Source organism: Cohnella sp. 56 (genome assembly GCF_037963805.1).
Classification (GTDB): Bacteria; Bacillota; Bacilli; order Paenibacillales; family Paenibacillaceae; genus Cohnella.
Window position 1 is genome coordinate 113294 of sequence record NZ_JAZDQE010000001.1, and the last position, 18174, is coordinate 131467.

Consider the following 18174-nt stretch of genomic DNA (forward strand, 5'->3'; position numbering starts at 1 on the left):
TTCTCCCGCATCGATCATGTTTTGCCCCGTTTATTAATAGGATGATATAACGGCGCATTGCCGAATGATCCGGGCGAAGGCGGGAGCGGCATGTGGATATGGCTTGCGTTTATGATAGCGGCTTGCGCGGCGGGTTTTATCCTTTTTCGCAGGAACACCGTGCCGGCTGCGGCGGCGGATATGGCCTTCGCCAGGCTGTCGGTCGTCATCCCCGCCAGGAACGAGGAGGCGAACCTGCCGCATCTGCTGTCTTCTCTTGGGGAACAGCATTATCGACCGTACGAGATCATCGTCGTGGACGACGGCTCCACGGACCGGACAGGCCCGATCGCGCGCGCATTCGGGGCGACGCTCGTCGAATGTCCGCCGCTGCCGGACGGATGGACGGGCAAGAATTGGGCGGTGTGGAACGGGTATATGCGGTCGACGGGCGAGCTGATCGCTTTTCTCGACGCGGACGTGCGGCTGGCGCCGGACGCGCTCGGCGCGCTCGTCGCAGCCAGGTCGCGGACCGGCGGAGTCGTGTCCGTCGTGCCCTATCACTATACGGAGAAGCTTTACGAGAGGCTGGCGCTGGTCCCGAACCTGCTCGGCCTTTTTGCCTTTACGTCTCCCTTCGAGCGGGCGAATCCGCGCAAAGGTCTGTACGGCTCCTGCATTCTGACTTCACGCGAGGATTACGAGCGGGCGAAGGGACATGAGGGCGTGAAGTCCGAGCTGCTGGACGATCTGTCGCTCGGCGCGCGATACGCGGAGGCCGGCATGCCGGTCACGAACTATACCGGGCGCGGCATGGTCTCGTTCCGCATGTATCCGGGCGGCATCCGCAGCCAGGTCGAAGGCTTCGGCAAAGGCGCGGTCCAGAGCACGGGCAAGCTGAGCAAGCCGACGGTGCTGCTCGTCGCATTCTGGCTCGTCGGGCTGATCTGCGCCGAGGCGGCGCCGTTCTTGCTCCACACCGCCTGGGCACCCGTCTGGGCGGTCGGCTATGTGCTCTATACGCTGCAGATTTACTCGTTCTCCCGTCATGCGGGCAGGTTCGGACATTGGCTTCCGGTCCTTCACCCGATCAGCACGGCGTTTTTCCTCTACATCATGCTTTATTCGTCGTATCGCGTTCTATTCGTAGGCCATGTTCCTTGGAAAGGGAGAAAAATCCGCATTGGGGGCGGGGCTGAGTGACGCTTCTTCTCTGGTCGGCGGGACTGTTCCTGTGCGGGTCGCTCATGTTCTCCTATTGGCTCGGGCTTGCGGCCAGGCGGAATCTGCGCGAGGTGGGGGACGGCAACCCCGGCGCCCTCAATCTGTGGAGGTCGGCGGGATATGCGTACGGCATGGCCGGCATCGCGCTCGACTTCGCCAAGGGCTGCGCGCCTGTCGCGATCATGCTCGGCGCGGGCCGCGTGTCCGGGTACGGTGCCGCGCTCGCGTCGCTGATGCCCGTGCTGGGCCACGCATTGTCCCCGTTCCTGCGCGGACGGGGCGGCAAGGCGATCGCGACGACATTCGGCGTCTGGTGCGGGCTTGCCTTCGAAGGCGCGCTCGCGTACGCGGTCATACTCGCGATCCTGCTCGGCGTGAGCCGCCTGCCTCGCATCCGCAGCGCGAAGAGGACGTCCGCCGAAGCGGACGCCCTCCAGGTCGTGCTGGGTATGCTGCTGCTGTTCGTCTACGCGGCGGCGCGATCCTGGGCCGCGCCGGTCGCGGCCTTCGCGCTCGCGAATATGCTGCTGCTCGCCTGCACGCACAGGCGCGAACTGCTGCGGATGTATGCGCGCAATCGCCGGCAGCAGGACTAGATCGCGCTCGCAGCCCGAACGATGCGAGCTTGCCGGCGTGAGCCGCCGGCATTCGGCCACCGCCGGCGGCCGATGTTCGCAGTCAGACGCTCGCCTGCGCGAGCGTCTCCTCGGCATGCACGGGCGGCCGCTGCCGGACGATCGACAGCATCGCGACCGTGCCGATCAGGAAGAGCGCGCCGGAGACCGAGAAGATGGCCTCGAGCGGGAAGTGCTTCTTGAGCGCCCCGGCCGCCGACATCGAGATGACCATCATGCCGGTGAACAGCGGGTTCAGCACGCCGTTGACGCGTCCGATGATGGACGGCTTGGACCATCTGAGGATCATCGTGCTGATGCCGATGTGAATGCAAGGGAACACGAGGCCGTTGACGAACTGGACGACCAGCGTCAGCGGCACGCTCGTCGAGTAGCCGACGATGACGGTGCAGATCGCGCCGAACAGCATACCGGTGGCGAGCAGCGCCTGCGGCGGCACCTTCTGCGCGAACGCGGCCACGAGACCGCCGCCGATCAGCATCGCGGCGCCGCTGACCATGAGCATGTACTGGAGGAAGTCCTCGGACTTGCCCAGCCGCTCCGTCACGACAAACAGGTTGAGCGCCTGCGCGACGCCGACGGCAAGTCCGGCCAGGACAAAGGCCAGTCCCAGCATGCGGAGCACGCGGCTGTGCCATACGTAGCTGAAGCCTTCGACGAACTCGGCGCGGAAGTTGCTCTGCGCCGCCGAGCGGTCCTCTACGGCGTCCGCGGGCAGGCGGACGAGCACGAGCGCGGACAGCAGGAACGCCACGCCCATGACCGCGACGGACGACTCCAGTCCGAAGCGGCTGTAGGCGAACGTGCCGAGCATCGGGCCGAGCACCATGAAGATCGCCATCAGCGACTGGAACAGTGCCATGCCTTGCTGCATCTGCGCTTCGGGCACATGCTGCTTGAACAGGCGCATGCCGGACGGCTGTGAAAATTGCGACAGGATGGCGGAGATGAAGGTGACGAGATAGACCGACTGCCACGAGCCGAAATGAATGCTGAGCAGCACGACGAACACCGATATGGCGGACAGCAGATCGCACCATACCATCGTGCGCTTGGGCCGCCAGCGGTCGGCGAACGTGCCGCCGATGAACGAGAAGACGAAGATCGGCGCGAACTCGGCTACGCTGATGAGCGAGATGGCGTAGGGGTCTTTGTTCGTCTTTTCGGCGACGTACAGCAGAATCGCGAAGTTGCGTACCCAGATGCCGATCTGAAGCAGAACGTTGGAGAACAGGATGGTCTGGAGGAAGCGGTTGGACAGCATGCCCGGTGGCTTCGCGGGGGCGGCATGGGATGCCGGATTCATAGGTTTATACACTCCTTAATCATATCGGCGTTCGTACGCGGTTGTGGCGGTTCGCCATGAGATAAACGTTCGAACGCTTCGTTTTGTTGCTTGATCATAACATAAACAAAAATGATATGTTTCTTTTCTTTTGCTTACTTCTTTTGCCTATTTTTCTGTGCCTCGCTCCTGCTCCGCATCCGCCTGAATCAGCTCGACCAGCCGGTGCAAATGATGAATCCCCCGCATCTGATCTCTGTTTTTGCGATGCAGGAATTGAAGCGAATCTCGGGCGATCTTGCGAGCCTGCTCCACATTGTTGCGGTCGAGCTCGCGCATGACCTTGCCGATCGTATCGAGCGACCGCACGGCCTTGCGCAGCGTCGCGATGATGAGAATCCGCCGCACTTGGGGCGGACTGAACCTGCGGTAGCCGTTGTCCTCCGAGCGGGACACGGAGAGCAGCCCGGCCTGCTCCCAATGGCGAATCGCCGACGCCGGCACGGACGTCTCGCGCGACACCTCGCCGATCGTCATCCATCTGCGCCTGCCGCGCGTATCCACCTGGTCGAGTTCGGCCGTATCGAGCAGCTCGATCGTTTGCTCCGCCGCCTGTTTATCCCGGACCAGCCGCGCCTGCGCCTCGCTGACCAGCCAGAGCGCGCCGTCGATCTCCCCGGCCACCATCTTGCGCATTGCCTTGCCCAGCAGCGGCATGCCGAATCCTTCGTTCATCGCGCGTATGCAGGTGAAATATGCGATATGCGTCTGCGAGTAGACCCGATAGCCGTTGGGCCCCCGGGGCACGGGAGGAACGATGCCCCACACTTCGTAATGCCGCAGCGCGGCTGTGCTGATGCCGAGCTGTCTGGCGATATCGATCGGTCTTGGCTCCAGACGGCTCTCCCTCCTTTGCTGCCCGCACGGTGCGTTCGATCCCGCCTGTATCAGTGTAATGCGCAGCGGCTGCCTTGACAATAAAGCTTCAAGCGCTACGCTAAGGTTGCCGCTGCCGAATTTGCCGTCATGCCAACGTTTTTTGGGATCAACCTTTCCATCCATAATCATGCCTTGGCCGCTTGTGATGTTTTATGTCGCCGGACGATTTATAATGAAGCGAAGATGTCTATAAAAAGGCGGGATGAGACGGTGTACGCATTTGTCATTGAGCCGGCAACATATATCGCGTTCGCGGACGAGGCCGAACAGATCGGCAAGTGCAAGGAATGGGACTTGCTCTCGGAGAAAGCGACCAAAACCAAAGTATTCTACTACAAGGGCAACGGGCTGAAGGAAGCCTGCAGCCTCGTCGGCTATGCCGATCATATGACCGCGGTCATCGAATTTGCCAACAAGCAGAAGCATTGCATTCACTACGCTTACTTGAAGGAGATGCAGGCGGCGAGCTTCGGCCAGCGCTATGAGTCCGCAGCATCGCCGGATGAGGCGAGCGCGGGGCATGACTTGCCGGCGTCTGCGGCAGCAGCCGCAGTGTATGCGCCGGAAGCCGAGGCTGCCCCGTCCGTGCCGTCGGTCTCTGCGCCGGCCGACCACGCCGCGGACCCGGCTGCCGCTGCCGACCGGCCTGCTTCCGCAGAGCCGCCGGTCAAGGCGAGAGCTTCGGCGGGCAAATCGAAGAAGGCGCAGCTTCCCGAGGAGAAGGTGAAGCTGACCGCGGTCATCCAGGAGTTCACGACGGTGCCCAATCACTTCGCCGACAACGACGACGAAGTCATCATCTACGAATCGGTCGTGATCGCAGATACCGGGACCGAGCTGGGCGAAGCCTGGTCGAGCCACAGCGCCACGCTCAAGAAGCTGGAGCTCGCGGTCGGGGACAAGCTCTCGTTCGAGGCCAAGCTCGTGGCCAAGAAGCTCGCCAAGCACCCGATCCCGTACAAGATCAACAATCCGGCCAAGATCGTCAAGGAATAAGGGCGGCGCATCTCTCGTACTCCGTCCGAATCCGACCGGGCAAAGTCGGACCGTCCGCTGCCGATCCTGCTAACCTTGTAGGCGAAGGGAGGTTGTCGCATGAACGGACTGGAGCGGCTGAACGAAGCGCTGGCTTATGTGGAGGCGCACTTGGTCGACGAGGACGAACCCGATATCGGGGAAGCCGCGCGGCGGGCCTGCTGCGGCGAGCATCATTTTCGGCGGATGTTCGCCTCGCTCGCGGGCGTGACGCTGGCGGAGTACGTGAGGCGCAGACGGCTGACGCTGGCGGCCTTCGAGCTGATCGGCAGCGGGACGCGTATCATCGACATTGCCGTCAAGTACGGCTACGGCTCGCCGGATGCGTTCACCCGCGCTTTTCAAGCGATGCACGGCTTGACGCCCTCCGAGGCGCGCGAGCTCGGACATCCGCTCAAGGCGTATCCGCGTATGACCTTCCGGATCACGATTCAGGGAGGCGACGAGATGAAGTACAGACTGGTGGAAAAGGAAGCTTTTCGCATCGTCGGCATCATGCAACGCGTGCCGCTGATCTACGACGGCGTCAATCCGCATATCGCGGACATGTGGAGCAGCCTGACTGCTGCGCGGATCGCGGAGCTGAAGGCGCTGTCCGACATCGAGCCGGGCGGATTGATCAGCGCATCGGCGAACTTCTCCGATGGGAGGAAGGACGGCGGGGAGGTCGACCAGTATATCGGCGCGGCTACGACGCAGCATACCCCGCCGCATCTGGCGGCGCTCGAGGTCGCGGCGTCGGAGTGGGCCGTGTTCGAGGCGGCGGGCGAGTTCCCGACGGCGCTGCAAACCCTGTGGGGCCGCATCTACGCCGAATGGTTCCCTTCGTCGAGCTATGAGCTGGCCCCCGGCCCCGAGCTGCTGTGGAACGAAGGCCAGGATACGAGCAAGCCCGACTACCGAAGCGAGATCTGGATTCCGGTCCGGCGGCAGCGCTAGCTCAGCCAATAATCTCCTTGCCCGCGGATAGCGGGGAGGGGGATTTTTTTGCCCTGCCGCCGCCTTCCGATGGCAGCGATAAAGTGCCACGCCGCTTGGCATCGCCACTCCGCCAAAGAAGTCTCGGCTGGAAACAAACCCGCCCCCCGGCACCGCCACTCCGCCAAAGAAGTCTCGGCTGGAAACAAACCCGCCCCCCCGGCATCGCCACACCGCCAAAGAAGTCTCGGCTGGAAACAAACCCGCCCCCCGGCACCGCCACTCCGCCAAAGAAGTCTCGGCTAGAAACGAATCCGCCCCCCGGCACCGCCACTCCGCCAAAGAAGTCTCGGCTAGAAACAAACCCGTCCCCCGGCATCGCCACTCCGCCAAAGAAGTCTCGGCTGGAAACAAACCCGTCCCCCGGCACCGCCACTCCGCCAAAGAAGTCTCGGCTGGAAACAAACCCGCCCCCCGGCATCGCCACACCGCCAAAGAAGTCTCGGCTGGAAACGAATCCGCCCCCCGGCATCGCCACTCCGCCAAAGAAGTCTCGGCTGGAAACAAACCCGCCCCCCGGCACCGCCACTCCGCCAAAGAAGTCTCACATAGAAACAAATCCCCCCCACCTTAAAAAAACAAACATCCCCTCCTAATTATGCGCATTGTATGCGATTACAGATCCCATCATAATGTGGCTATACCAAGTCAAGGGGGATATGAAATGAACTCGACCGGCAAAAAGGTAGTTGGAACCGCCATGGTTGGCTTCCTCGCGGTAGGCATGGCCGCCTGCGGCTCTAAAAACGACAACGACAACGCGGCTCCGTCTTCGTCGGCCGCATCTACCGCTTCGGCATCGGCCAGCGCGCCTGCGTCCTCCGATTCCGGCAGCAAGGAAAAGGTCACGATCACTTTCCAAAACATTTATCCCGATCCGACCGATCCGAAGTATAACATGCTTCACAAAATCGTGAAGCAGTACGAGACGGATCACCCGAACGTCCATATCGAGCTCGACTCCCTGAACACCGACCAGCAAAAGCAAAAGCTGAAGACGCAAGCCGCCTCCAACGAAGTGCCGGACATCACGATCGTCAATCCGTCCGCACAGATGAAGCCTTACGTCGATGCCGGCCTGTTCGCGCCGCTCAATGAAATGATCGAGCAGAACGGCCTCAAGGACACGTTCCAATCGGGCATCCTCGATTACTACACCTTCGACGGCAACGTGTACGCGCTGCCGGACGGCAACAACATCGCGCTGCTCTACTACAACAAGGCGCTGTTCAAGCAAGCCGGCATCGATGCGCCGCCGACGACGTTCGAGGATCTCGTCGCCGACGTGAAGAAGCTGAAGGAGAAGGGCATCCAGCCGATGGCGATCGGCGAGAAGGACACCTGGACCGGCTCGTTCCTGTTCATGAACGTCCTGCTCCGCACGAACGGCGGACCGGGCTTCCTGCAAGATATCGTAGACGGCAAGAAGACGTTCGAAGATCCGGCGTTCACGGGCGCGGTCGACGCATTCGAGCAGCTCGTCCAGGCGGGCGCATTCCAGGAAGGCGCGACGAGCTTCGATTACAATGCCGGCGAGAACCTGTTCAAGACGGGCAAAGCCGCGATGTACTTCATGGGCAGCTGGGCGACCGGCGGCATCGAAGTATCCGACGCGAACAAAGACGGCAATGTCGGCGTGTTCAAGTTCCCGACGGTCGGCGGCAAGGGCGATCCGAACCAGTTCATGCTGGCGCCGGGCAGCGCGTTCGCAGTATCCAAGAACAGCAAGCACCTGCCTGAGACGCTCGACTTCCTGAACTACTTCATGCTGAACTACCCGAAGGAAGCGTTCGCGGTCAAGGGCGCCGTAGGCGTCGCGCAGAAGGTGGACGGCGACTTCAAGGCGGCAGGCTACTCCGACATGGCGATGGAAGTGCTCGCGATGTTCAAGGACGTCCAAGGCGGCGACATCTCCTTCGACAACACGATGAACCCGGCTACGTCGCAGGCGCATCTGTCCAGCATCCAGAACCTGTTCGTCGCGAAGAAGGACGCTGCGGCGGTCGCGAAGGAACATCAGCAAGCTTACGAAGACAACAAAGAATAATCGGCGCTAACGAATGCGGTACGGAGGGAGACGCCTGGCGCCTCCCTCTGTCGCCGTATAGATGAAGCCGCCCTAAGGAGGCGACAGCCTTGAATGTACTGAAGGTATCCCGCTGGACGATCGCGGCATTCGTGCTGCCCTGTCTGCTGCTGTACGTCGGCCTCGTGTTCGCGCCGATCATCGTATCCTTTTACAACGCTACGCTCAACTGGAACGGCATCGGTGTCGCCAAGCATGTCGGCCTCGGCAATTTCCACCGCATGTTCACGAACGATTCCGTGTTCTGGCCGTCCGTCCGGCGGACGTTCATGCTCGCCGGCTTCTCCATGCTGGTGCAGCTGCCGATCGCTTTGTTCGTCGCCATCCTCATCAGCCGCTATGTCCGCAAAGCCAACTTTCTCGTATCGAGCTACTTTATGCCCGTCATTCTGTCCGTCGCTGTCATCGGGCAGCTGTGGAAGACGATCTACAATCCCGCTTCGCAGGGCGGCATGATCAACCAGATTCTCATCAAGCTCGGCCTCGATTCGTGGACGCATGCCTGGCTGTCGGAGCCGAAGGTGGCGATCTACGCCATCATCTTCATCGGACTGTGGCAGTATCTGGGCTATCACATCCTCATTCAGTTCACCGGAATACAGAACATTCCGGCCGATATCTACGAAGCCGCCAAGATCGACGGGGCCGAGGGCTTAACGGCCGACCGATATATCACCTTGCCGATGATCGTGCCGATCTTCAAGATCTCCGTCGTGCTCTCGTTCATCGGATCGCTGCAGTCGTTCGACCTCATCATGGTTACGACGGCCGGCGGACCGGCGCATGCGACAGACGTGCTGGCCAGCCATATGTACAACATCTCGATTCTGTCCCAGAAGTACGGCTACGGCAGCGCCATCGCCTGCTTCCTCGTCGTCGTCTGCCTCGTGGCGACGGTCATCATCAACTTCCTGTTCAACCGGCTGGACAGACGGTACAACTAAGTGCCCGCAATTATACGAAAGGGGGCGCGCGCCTCATGAGCCAATCCGCCAGCATCGCCGTCCGGGAGCCTGCCGTCCAGCCCCGCAGACGCGGATTCTCGCTTAAAAAGACGATCGTCTTCGGCTTCTTCGGCATTCTGCTCGTCACGCAGCTGTACCCGCTGCTGTGGCTGCTCATCTATTCGCTCAAGACCAACGAGGAGATTCTGTCGGGCAGCTTCTTCGCCCTGCCGGCTTCCGTCCAGTGGAGCAACTATTCGAACGCACTCGCGGGCGGCCGCTACTGGCATTATTTGCTCAACAGCGTGATCGTGACCTCGGCGACGATGGTTTGCGTCATCTTGCTCGCGTCGCTCGCGGCCTTCGCCATCACCCGTTTCCGCTGGAAATACGGCCAGATCGTGATGCTTATCTTCCTGATGGGCATGATGATCCCGCTGCAGAGCACGCTGCTGCCGCTCATGCTCATTTTCAAGCACATGCATATTCTCAACACGCGCTGGGCGATGATACTGCCGTATATCGCTTTCCAGATTCCGATCGCCGTCTTCATCATGAGCGGCTTTCTGCGCACGATCCCGCACGAGATCGAGGAGTCCGCGATTATGGACGGGGCGAACGTCATCCGTATTTTCCGCAGCATCATCCTGCCGGTGTCCGTGCCGCCGATCATGACCGTCTGCATCCTGACGTTCATCAACGTGTGGAACGAATACATTCTCGCCGCCACGTTCATCTCCAAGGAGGCGCTTAAGACGCTGCCGTTCGGGGTATACAGCTTCGTCAGCCAGTACTCGGTCAACTACGGCGCGATCGGGGCGTTCCTGGTGCTCGGCGCATTGCCGGTCATCCTCGTCTACTTCCTGCTGGCCGAGAAAATTACGAAGGGCATGGTAGCGGGCGCGGTTAAAGGTTAAGATGATGGCATGAGACGCTTCCAATCCATCCACGGCCGCCTGTTCCTGATCTTCCTGTTCAGCATGCTCGGACTGCTGCTCATCGTCAGCCTGGTCTATTACCAGCGGGCGAGCGAGCAGGTCAGGGACAAGGTCGGCGTGATCGCCGAAAAAAACATATCGCAGACGGTCGGCCTGTTCGAGCTCATGCTCAAAGGGTACGATAGCGTCACCAAGTCGCTGAACAGCAACAACGAGCTGATGCATCTGCTGCAGCAGAAGACGGGTCCGGGGGCCGTAGGCGCCGCCGCCGCGGTCAATCAGGAGCGGCAGATCACGGATATTTTGGCAGCCATCTTCTATTCGCGCAGTGATATCGTCGGCATCCACGTCATCGCCAGCACGGGCAAGGTGTACAGCTTCGACCGCTCGATCGGCGCCTCGACGCGCGGCTACGAGGGGACGGACTGGTTCGCCGAGCTGCAACAGTCGCGGGGCGACATGCGCTGGCTCGGCGTGTTCCCGCAGGCGCCGATGAGCGGCGGCATCGACAGCCCGGTGTTCGCCTTCGGCCGGCAGTTGTTCGAGCTGAGCACGATGAAGTCGGCCGGCTATGTGCTGATCGAGACCGAGGAGGACCCGATCCTGTCGGCGCTGTCCAACGCGAGCATCGGTCCGGGCAGCAGCGTCGTCATCCGCGATCCGTCGGGGCGCATCATCGTGCAGACGAAGCCGGAGGGCGACCCGGAGGCGGAGGCGCTGCCGACCGACTGGCCGGGCAGGCTGAAGCAGGGACAGGTCGCCGTCCGCGAACGCAAGGACGCGCTGCTCACGGCTTCATGGATCGGCACGGCGAACTGGACGGTCATCGGCGTCACGCCGAAGCGCGATCTGAAGCTGGAGCTCAAGCAGACGCAGCGCTTCCTGCTCACCGTCATCGTGCTGCTCGTCATGGCGGCTACCGTGCTGGCGACCTTCGTGTCGCGCTCGTTCTCGTCGCCGTTCAAGCGGCTCATCCAGCAGATGAAGCAGGTGGAGCTCGGCAACTTCCACGGCCAGGTGCGCGTGCATTCGTACCAGGAGCTGAATGTGCTCGTCGGCTCCTTCAACCGGATGGTGCGTCAGATGGACGACCTGATCGAGCGGGAGAAGCTGTCCTCCATCAGCGAGAAAAACGCCCAGCTGCAGGCGCTGCAATCCCAGGTCAACCCGCACTTCCTGTTCAACACGCTCGACATGATCTACTGGATGCTCGACGAGCGGGAGAACGACCGGCTGGGGCGCATCATCCTGGCGCTGTCGCGTATTTTCCGGTACAGCAGCGACTGGGAGGAGGCCTCGCGCGTGCCGCTGCGCCTGGAGCTGGAGCAGCTGCGGCATTATCTGACGATCATCGAGACGCGCCTCGGCGGCCGCGTTCGCACGGTGATCGAGGTCGAGGAGCGCTGGCTGGGCACGCGGGTGCCGAAGATGATTTTGCAGCCGATCGTGGAGAACGCGGTCAAGTACGGCCTCGAGCCGCTGAGCCGGCCGGGCGAGCTGCGCATCTATTCCGTCGAGGCCGGGTGCAGCCTGTCCATCGTCGTCGAGGACAACGGCATCGGCATGGATGCGGACACGCTGGCCCGTCTGCGTCAGGCGCTGGCCGTGGCCGACGATCGCCGCGCGGCGCCGCAGCAGGAGGACGCGGCCGGACGCAGAGGCGTCGGGCTCGCCAATGTGCATCGTCGCATCGTTCTCATGTTCGGCGAGGCTTACGGCCTGACCGTGGACAGCGAGCCCGGCCGCGGCACGGTGATTACCGTTTCATTTCCCAAGCCCGGGGGAGAGGGGGGCATCCAATGAACATTCTCGTAGTCGACGACGAGGAGGTGATACGCAGCGGCCTGGAGCGGACGATCACGCGCCAGTTCCCCGAGCATCGCGTCCTGCTCGCCGGGAGCCCGGCCGAGGCCGTGGAGCTGCTGCGGTCGCGGCCCGTCGATCTCGTGCTGACGGACGTGCTTATGCCGGGCATGACGGGGCTTGAGCTGATGGCCTTTTCCCGGGCCAAGCAGCCCCAGGTCAAATGGGTCGTCATCTCCGCCTACTCCGAATTCGCCTACGCTCAGGAGGCGGTGCGGCTGGGCGCCCGCGCCTACCTGCTCAAGCCGATCGGCAAGGACTCGCTGATCGCGCTGATCGAGGAGCTGGGCTGCGAGATTGCGGAGGAGCGCGAGCGCGGACGGGAAGCCGACCTCATGAAGCGCAATCTGCGTTTTCTGCGCGAGGCCGTGCTGGCCCGCTGGTTCGCCGGGCTCGACCTGAAGGGCACGGAGCTGGCGCCGTTTGCCGAGGATCACCCGCATTTTCACCTGGTGATGGTGCGGCTGGAGAGCGACGCCGATACGAAGCTCGAGCACTTCATCGTCGAAAATGTGCTGACCGAGCTGATGGAAGCGTCCGGCCGCGGCTTCGTCGCCAGCGTCGACTCGCGCTGCCTGCTCGGACTCGTCACGCTGCGCGAGGGGAGCGGTATGAGCGGGCTGAACGACCAGCTTCGCAGCCATCTCAAGCGCTACCTCAAAACGCCGTTCCAGGTGATGCATTCGGCGCGGATCGAGGACTTGGCCGCGGTGCCGGCAGAGGTGCGGCGGATGCGGGCGTCGATGGCCGCACAGGGCTACGAGCATTATACGAGCGGCGGCGAAAAAGCGATCGAGGTCGCGGTCCAGTACATTCACACGCACTACAGCGACGAGATCAGCCTGGAGAAGGTCGCCTCGATCGTCTACCTGAACCCGGTCTATTTCAGCCAGCTGTTCAAGCAGCGGACCGGCAGCGGGTTCAAAGAGTACGTCACCCAGCTTCGCCTCGCACAAGCGATGGAGCTGCTGCGGAGCTCGGAGCTGAAGATCGGCGACATCGCCGAACGCGTCGGTTATCCGGACGTGCGGCATTTCTCGCAAATTTTCCGCAAGAAAACAGGCTTTACCCCCTCGGAGTACCGGCAAGAGACCGGCCAAGGGGAGACGGACGAGGCGGGGGAGGGAATTTAATAAACTGAAGGGCGGGCCTTGCTCGCCGGACCCTCGCGCTTCATTGGCGGGCGGTCTGGCGGACAAGGTCCTTTTTGCGGCAAATTCGCGCCCGCTGCGGCATGCAGGCAGGGATTGGCGGGGGACGTTGCCGCGTCACCGCCGCATTCGCCGCCAGCAAGTGCTATCCGACACTACATTGAACGCCCAATAGTGGGCGGTGATGTCCTGTCACGACGGCGTCTGCCGTTAATGCGTTGTTGGAAGCAACGGACCCGCTAGGGGGAATTTGTATGGTTAATATGGAAATCGGCGGTGATACGGTCCGCGAATTAAGTCAACGTTGGTGAAGGGCCCATTGCAAGCAATCCCGCATCCCGCACGTCATGCCCTCCGCGCGCTCGCCTCCGCGCGGCGCCGCGAAGGCGAGCGCGCGGAGGGCATGACGCGTCGCCCGCTACCGCGTCAGATGCGTCAGCCGCGTGCGAACGATTAATTATTTTTTTAAAATGAACATCAGCGATAAAAAATAAATTTTGTAATATATGGGTTATATCTCTTTTTTTTCTGGCGCTGCTGCTGCGTCCGATTTTTATTGACATACAGGAACGGCCTGTTATATTTAAAATTATTTTTGGGGAAGGGGGGATGATCTGTACGGTTATTTATACAAAGAGGTGCTCGCAAACACGCTGATGGAGCAATTTGTATGAATTTCCGTACAGAAGACGGGCCGACAGCACATCGCTGTGCGGCGGGCAGGGTGCAGTCAAGCGCTGATTTCTGTTTTGAGCCGGAATTGGAGGGAGAACATGTTGAACGTTTGGATGGAGGATGAACAGCCGGATTTTCGGAGCGGCGACGTGCTATGGTCGGAGAAGCCCGCATCGGAGTGGGCGGAGGGCTACCCGATCGGCAACGGAAGACTCGGGGCGATGGTGTCGGGCGCGCCGGAGCTAGAGCGGATCGGGCTGAATCACGATCTGCTGTGGCGGAATTACTGGAAATACCAGGAGCGCGGCGCCGCTTCGTTGCTGCCGGAGGTTCGCCGGCTATGCAAGGATGGAAGGTGGGACGAGGCCTGCGAGCTGCTGCTGCGGAAAACGCCTTTGACCGGAGAGGGGCTCTACGTCAATCCTTATGTTCCCGTCGGGGATTTAGGCTTGCGGATGCTGCATCGAGAGGGGGCAATCGAGGATTACCGAAGGCATTTGGACATGGCCCGCGGAATCGCCGAAACGACATATCGGATTAACGGAATTACGTTTCGGCGGAGTTATTTTTGCAGCTGGAGCGAGGGCGTGATCGTCATTCGTCTAACGTCCGATCGGGCGGGAAGTCTGAGCGGCGAAGTATCGCTATCCCGTTTGCCCGATCCGGAATGTGTCGTGACGGGCGAGTCGCAGCTCGGCGAAGTCCGAATGAGCGGCGAGTTTGAGGAGGGCAAGCGGTTTGCGGCGGCGGTTCGCATCGCGCAAAGGGGCGGCCGCCTGACCGGTGGCCGGCGAACCTACGCACCGCCCGGCGAGCAGGAGCCGGCCAGAAATGTCAAGGGGATCGAGTTCGTGTTTCGCGACGAGAACGATCCGGACAATCCATTCGGAGCTGCCGGGGCTTCGACCTGCTTCGATTCCGCCGACGAGGTGCTGCTGCTGGTTGCGATCGCGACGGACGACGGGACGCAGGAGGACCCGCTGCAATTATGCTTAAGCAGGCTGGACCGGGTCTCGCCGGATTACGGGCAAATCCGTCAGGCGCATATCGAAGATCACGGGAAATATTACGGGCGCGCGAAGCTGAAGCTTGCGCCGCTCGGCGAACCCGTTGCTTCCGATGCGCTGCTGCGCCAGGCCTGCGAATCCGATCGCGTTCCGCCGCAATTGTTTGAGCTTTTGTTCAACCTGGGACGCTACGCTGCGATTGCCAGCGGTCGATCGCAGCCGTCGGGCGAGCCCCCGAAGGTCCCGATCAACCTGCAGGGCATATGGAATCAGGATCGGCGTCCCGCATGGGATTGCGATCTTCATCTCGACATGAATCTGCAGATGAGCTATTGGCCGCTGCATGCCGTCGACCTTGGGGAATGGTTCGCACCGCTCATGGATTGGGCGACTCGGCATGTTCCCCAAGGAGAGCGGGTGGCCCGCGATCTGTACGATTGCCGCGGCGTTGTCTTCAACGTGTCGGTCGATGCGAATCATCAGGGCGTAAGCGATAACATGTCGTACAGCTGGACTGGATCGGCCGCCTGGGTCGCCCAGCTGCTGTGGGAGCATTGGGAATACGAGCGCGACGAACGATTTTTGAGGGAATCGCTCTATCCGTTTCTCAAGCAGATCGTTCTGTTTTACGAGGATTTCTTGCAAGAAGACGATCAAGGGAGGCTCGTGCCCTGTCCGAGCGGCTCTCCCGAGATGGCGATCAAGGGAAGGTCGAACTGGAGCATGCTGTCCAGTCCGTCGACGATCGATCTGGAGCTGATTCGGGATATGCTTTCCTGCGCACTGGAGGCCTCCTCCATCCTGGGGACGAATGCGGAGAAAAGAGAAGTCTGGCGACAAATGCTGGACAAGGTGCCGCTTCCGCGCCAAAAGGATGGAATGCTGATGGAATGGTTGGAGGAACACGAGGCGGCGGACCCGGGCCATCGTCATCGCTCGCACTTGATTGGTTTATGTCCGGGCAACCGTATCAGTCTCGAGGATACGCCGGCCGATTTTCATGCCGCGAGGGCTGCATTGGCGGAACGGCAGCGGCATGGCAGCGGCAGTTCAGTAGCATTCTCAGGTATTTGGGACGCGCAGCTGCTCGCCCGAATGTACGACGGAGAGGAGGCGTACAAGCTGCTTTGCGATACGGTGAGAAATCATGTGATGGATAATCTGCTGATGTCGCTCTGCGACTGGAGGCCGCGCGGCAACAGTCTGAGCTGGTTCGGGGGAAGAAAGCTATTCCAGATTGAGTCCAGCCTTGGCATCATCGCATCGCTTGCGGAGCTGCTGTTTCAAGATCGGCGGGGACTGCTTCGCCTGCTGCCAGCGCTTCCGGAGGCTTGGCGCGATGGGGAAATCAGCGGCTTTCGCGGTCGCGGCGGGCTGGAGCTCGACCTGAAGTGGCGGGACGGCCGATTCTCGGAGGCGACGATTCGGACCCGATTGGATCGCGATTGCCAGGTGAAGCTATTCCGGGCGACCGGTCCGTTCCGCGTGGAGAAGGACGGGGAGGTGCTGAGCGGCGTGCAGTCGGACGAGGGCGTGCTGTCTTTCCGCGCGCTTGGCGGCTTCTCGTATACGATTAAGCCGCAGCGATAGCCCGGTTCGATGGGCGCTTAGCCCGCCATTCGAGAGCCTGCTGCGCCTCAACGCAGGAAATTAAGCTTTACACAAGGCAAAGCTGCTTTTATAATTGGAGGCAATATCCTTCTTATTTATTTAAAATAAAATTTAATTCCATTATTCATCCGAAAAGAGTGAGGAAATGAGCTATGCTGCGTTTCAACTGCAAAGACTGCAAGGAAAATTGATCGTTTCCTGCCAAGCGTTAGTCGACGAGGAGCTGTATGGCAGCGAAATCATGGCCAAGATGGCACTTGCCGCAAAAAACGGGGGGGCCGCCGGCATTCGGGCGAATTCTCCGGAGGATATTGCCGAGATTCGCAAAGCGGTGCAGATTCCCGTGATTGGCCTGTGGAAGCGAACGTATTCGGACTCCGACATTTACATTACGCCGACACTGTCCGATGCCAAACAGGTCGCGCAGGCGGGCGCTTCGATCGTAGCGATGGACGCGACCTTGCGGCGCCGCCCAGGCGGCGAAGATCTGCAGGAAATCGTTGCGGCGATGAAGGCATCATGTCCTTGCCTGCTGATGGCGGACGTGTCAACTGTGGAAGAAGGTGTGAACGCCGCGGAAATCGGGTTCGATATCGTGTCCACGACGCTATCCGGATACACGCCGTACAGCAAGCAGACGGACGATCCCGACTTCGAATTGGTGGCGGAGCTCTCGAAAAAGGTCGATATTCCCGTCTTCGCCGAGGGCAGGATCCGGACGCTCGAACAAGCGGCCTCCCTTCTGAAGCTGGGAGCGTACGCGATCGTCGTGGGCGCCGCGATTACGAAGCCGCGGACGATCACGAGAAGGTTCGCCGATCAATTGGAGCTGATCGCCGAACGCGCCGTCAAACCGGTTTAGTCTGCCTTGTGCCGGCGGCATTCTCCAAATATAATCGTTCTATGGGTGAAAATTTTCTTACAAGGGTGAGTAGAACGATGTCTAAAAGAGAAGGCGTCAAAGCCGGCTCCAGCACGTTGTTAATATTGTCCAGCATGTATAAGTCGTTGACCAAGACGGAACAGAAGATCGCCGACATTATCAAGCAAGAGCCCGACACGGTGGTCTATTCGACATTGACCGATTTATCGGAAAAAGCGAGAACCGGGGACACGTCGGTGCTGCGCCTGTGCCGGAAGCTCGGGTTCAGCGGGTTTCAGGAATTCAAGCTTACGCTGGCGCAGGAGCTTGTCACGACGAGCAGAAACGTGCACAGCGAAATCGAGGAAGGCGACAATCTGACGACGATTGCCCAAAAAATAACGCTGGAAAACAAAATGTTTTTAGAAAATACGTTTGACCTGCTGGATATGAAGGAGCTTCAGAAGGCGATCGACGCAATCGGAAAAGCGAACAAAATTTACTTTTTCGGCGTCGGCTCTTCCGCGAATACGGCGGCGGACGCCAAGCATCGGTTTATGAGGCTCGGCTTCAACACAGAGCTTGTGACGGATTCTCATGTTATGGCGATGTCGGCGATGCTGATGGAAAAGCAGGATGTCGTATTCGCCGTTTCAACGACGGGCAGCACCAAGGATATTGTGGATGCGGTGCGTCTGGCCAAAAGCAACGGCGCTTATTTTATTTGCCTTACCAGCCATGCCAAATCTCCGGTCACACAGTACGCGGACGCGGTTCTGCTGTCCTGCTCAAAGGAATCTCCGCTTCAGGGCGGAGCCTTCAAATCGAAGATTACGCAAATCCACGTGCTGGATATCATGACGACGGCCGTCGCGCTGCAAAACAAAGAGAAGGCGTACAGAGCCATCGAGCGCACCTCTAAAGGGATTATCGACAAGCTCTATTAATAAAAACAATCGTCG

General features: G+C 60.6%; 14 protein-coding genes. 12 read left to right on the plus strand and 2 right to left on the minus strand.

Annotated features, from left to right (window positions below; all coding sequences use genetic code 11):
- Positions 1-90: 90 nt before the first annotated feature.
- Both VQ071_RS00540 and VQ071_RS00545 read left to right on the plus strand, forming a co-directional pair.
- On the plus strand, positions 91-1182 hold the full coding sequence (locus tag VQ071_RS00540) for a glycosyltransferase (protein ID WP_340511879.1): 1092 nt from the start codon (positions 91-93) through the stop codon (positions 1180-1182).
- Positions 1179-1799, plus strand: a complete 621-nt coding sequence (locus VQ071_RS00545; RefSeq protein ID WP_340511880.1) for a glycerol-3-phosphate acyltransferase — start codon at positions 1179-1181, stop codon at positions 1797-1799. The genes VQ071_RS00540 and VQ071_RS00545 overlap by 4 nt, the downstream gene beginning before the upstream one ends.
- Positions 1800-1881: 82 nt before the next feature.
- Here the strand turns inward: VQ071_RS00545 and VQ071_RS00550 are convergent, their stop codons facing one another.
- The gene (locus VQ071_RS00550; protein WP_340511881.1) at positions 1882-3144 is read right to left on the minus strand and encodes an MFS transporter; all 1263 of its coding nucleotides are present in this window, start codon (positions 3142-3144) and stop codon (positions 1882-1884) included.
- A 147-nt stretch (positions 3145-3291) separates the two neighbouring features.
- Complete coding sequence (locus tag VQ071_RS00555; RefSeq protein ID WP_340511882.1) at positions 3292-4191, minus strand: MerR family transcriptional regulator; 900 nt, start codon at positions 4189-4191, stop codon at positions 3292-3294.
- 54 nt (positions 4192-4245) lie between these two features.
- Between VQ071_RS00555 and VQ071_RS00560 the strand changes: the two genes are divergently transcribed.
- The 10 genes from VQ071_RS00560 (at position 4246) to VQ071_RS00605 (ending at position 18159) form a co-directional block, all read left to right on the plus strand.
- Positions 4246-5058: a hypothetical protein gene (locus tag VQ071_RS00560; protein WP_445293242.1), complete on the plus strand. Its 813-nt coding sequence runs from the start codon at positions 4246-4248 to the stop codon at positions 5056-5058.
- A gap of 99 nt (positions 5059-5157) precedes the next feature.
- Positions 5158-6036: an AraC family transcriptional regulator gene (locus VQ071_RS00565; RefSeq protein WP_340511884.1), complete on the plus strand. Its 879-nt coding sequence runs from the start codon at positions 5158-5160 to the stop codon at positions 6034-6036.
- Between the two features lie 703 nt (positions 6037-6739).
- A complete protein-coding gene (locus VQ071_RS00570; RefSeq protein ID WP_340511885.1) occupies positions 6740-8122 on the plus strand; it encodes an extracellular solute-binding protein in 1383 nt (460 codons plus the stop codon).
- Positions 8123-8211: 89 nt separating this feature from the next.
- On the plus strand, positions 8212-9105 hold the full coding sequence (locus VQ071_RS00575) for a carbohydrate ABC transporter permease (RefSeq protein WP_340511886.1): 894 nt from the start codon (positions 8212-8214) through the stop codon (positions 9103-9105).
- A gap of 35 nt (positions 9106-9140) precedes the next feature.
- The gene (locus VQ071_RS00580) at positions 9141-10022 is read left to right on the plus strand and encodes a carbohydrate ABC transporter permease (protein WP_340511887.1); all 882 of its coding nucleotides are present in this window, start codon (positions 9141-9143) and stop codon (positions 10020-10022) included.
- A gap of 9 nt (positions 10023-10031) precedes the next feature.
- Positions 10032-11846 carry a cache domain-containing sensor histidine kinase gene (locus tag VQ071_RS00585; protein ID WP_340511888.1) on the plus strand — a complete coding sequence of 605 codons (1815 nt, stop codon included), beginning with the start codon at positions 10032-10034 and terminating at the stop codon, positions 11844-11846.
- Positions 11843-13039 carry a response regulator gene (locus VQ071_RS00590; RefSeq protein ID WP_340511889.1) on the plus strand — a complete coding sequence of 399 codons (1197 nt, stop codon included), beginning with the start codon at positions 11843-11845 and terminating at the stop codon, positions 13037-13039. Before VQ071_RS00585 ends, VQ071_RS00590 begins: the two co-directional genes overlap by 4 nt.
- Positions 13040-13830: 791 nt before the next feature.
- Positions 13831-16329, plus strand: a complete 2499-nt coding sequence (locus VQ071_RS00595; RefSeq protein ID WP_340511890.1) for a glycoside hydrolase family 95 protein — start codon at positions 13831-13833, stop codon at positions 16327-16329.
- Between the two features lie 166 nt (positions 16330-16495).
- Positions 16496-17212 carry an N-acetylmannosamine-6-phosphate 2-epimerase gene (locus VQ071_RS00600; protein ID WP_340511891.1) on the plus strand — a complete coding sequence of 239 codons (717 nt, stop codon included), beginning with the start codon at positions 16496-16498 and terminating at the stop codon, positions 17210-17212.
- Between the two features lie 77 nt (positions 17213-17289).
- Entirely contained in the window at positions 17290-18159 is an 870-nt protein-coding gene (locus tag VQ071_RS00605) for a MurR/RpiR family transcriptional regulator (protein WP_340511892.1), read from the plus strand.
- The last annotated feature ends 15 nt before the right edge of the window (positions 18160-18174 follow it).

Excerpts from the sequence above, each read along its gene's own strand:
- VQ071_RS00540 (WP_340511879.1), top strand. The coding sequence starts at position 91 with ATGTGGATATGGCTTGCGTTTATGATAGCGGCTTGCGCGGCGGGTTTT.
- VQ071_RS00550 (WP_340511881.1), bottom strand. The coding sequence starts at position 3,144 with ATGAATCCGGCATCCCATGCCGCCCCCGCGAAGCCACCGGGCATGCTG.
- VQ071_RS00555 (WP_340511882.1), bottom strand. The coding sequence starts at position 4,191 with ATGATTATGGATGGAAAGGTTGATCCCAAAAAACGTTGGCATGACGGC.
- VQ071_RS00560 (WP_445293242.1), top strand. The coding sequence starts at position 4,246 with ATGTCTATAAAAAGGCGGGATGAGACGGTGTACGCATTTGTCATTGAG.
- VQ071_RS00565 (WP_340511884.1), top strand. The coding sequence starts at position 5,158 with ATGAACGGACTGGAGCGGCTGAACGAAGCGCTGGCTTATGTGGAGGCG.
- VQ071_RS00570 (WP_340511885.1), top strand. The coding sequence starts at position 6,740 with ATGAACTCGACCGGCAAAAAGGTAGTTGGAACCGCCATGGTTGGCTTC.
- VQ071_RS00580 (WP_340511887.1), top strand. The coding sequence starts at position 9,141 with ATGAGCCAATCCGCCAGCATCGCCGTCCGGGAGCCTGCCGTCCAGCCC.
- VQ071_RS00585 (WP_340511888.1), top strand. The coding sequence starts at position 10,032 with ATGAGACGCTTCCAATCCATCCACGGCCGCCTGTTCCTGATCTTCCTG.
- VQ071_RS00590 (WP_340511889.1), top strand. The coding sequence starts at position 11,843 with ATGAACATTCTCGTAGTCGACGACGAGGAGGTGATACGCAGCGGCCTG.
- VQ071_RS00595 (WP_340511890.1), top strand. The coding sequence starts at position 13,831 with ATGTTGAACGTTTGGATGGAGGATGAACAGCCGGATTTTCGGAGCGGC.
- VQ071_RS00600 (WP_340511891.1), top strand. The coding sequence starts at position 16,496 with ATGAGCTATGCTGCGTTTCAACTGCAAAGACTGCAAGGAAAATTGATC.
- VQ071_RS00605 (WP_340511892.1), top strand. The coding sequence starts at position 17,290 with ATGTCTAAAAGAGAAGGCGTCAAAGCCGGCTCCAGCACGTTGTTAATA.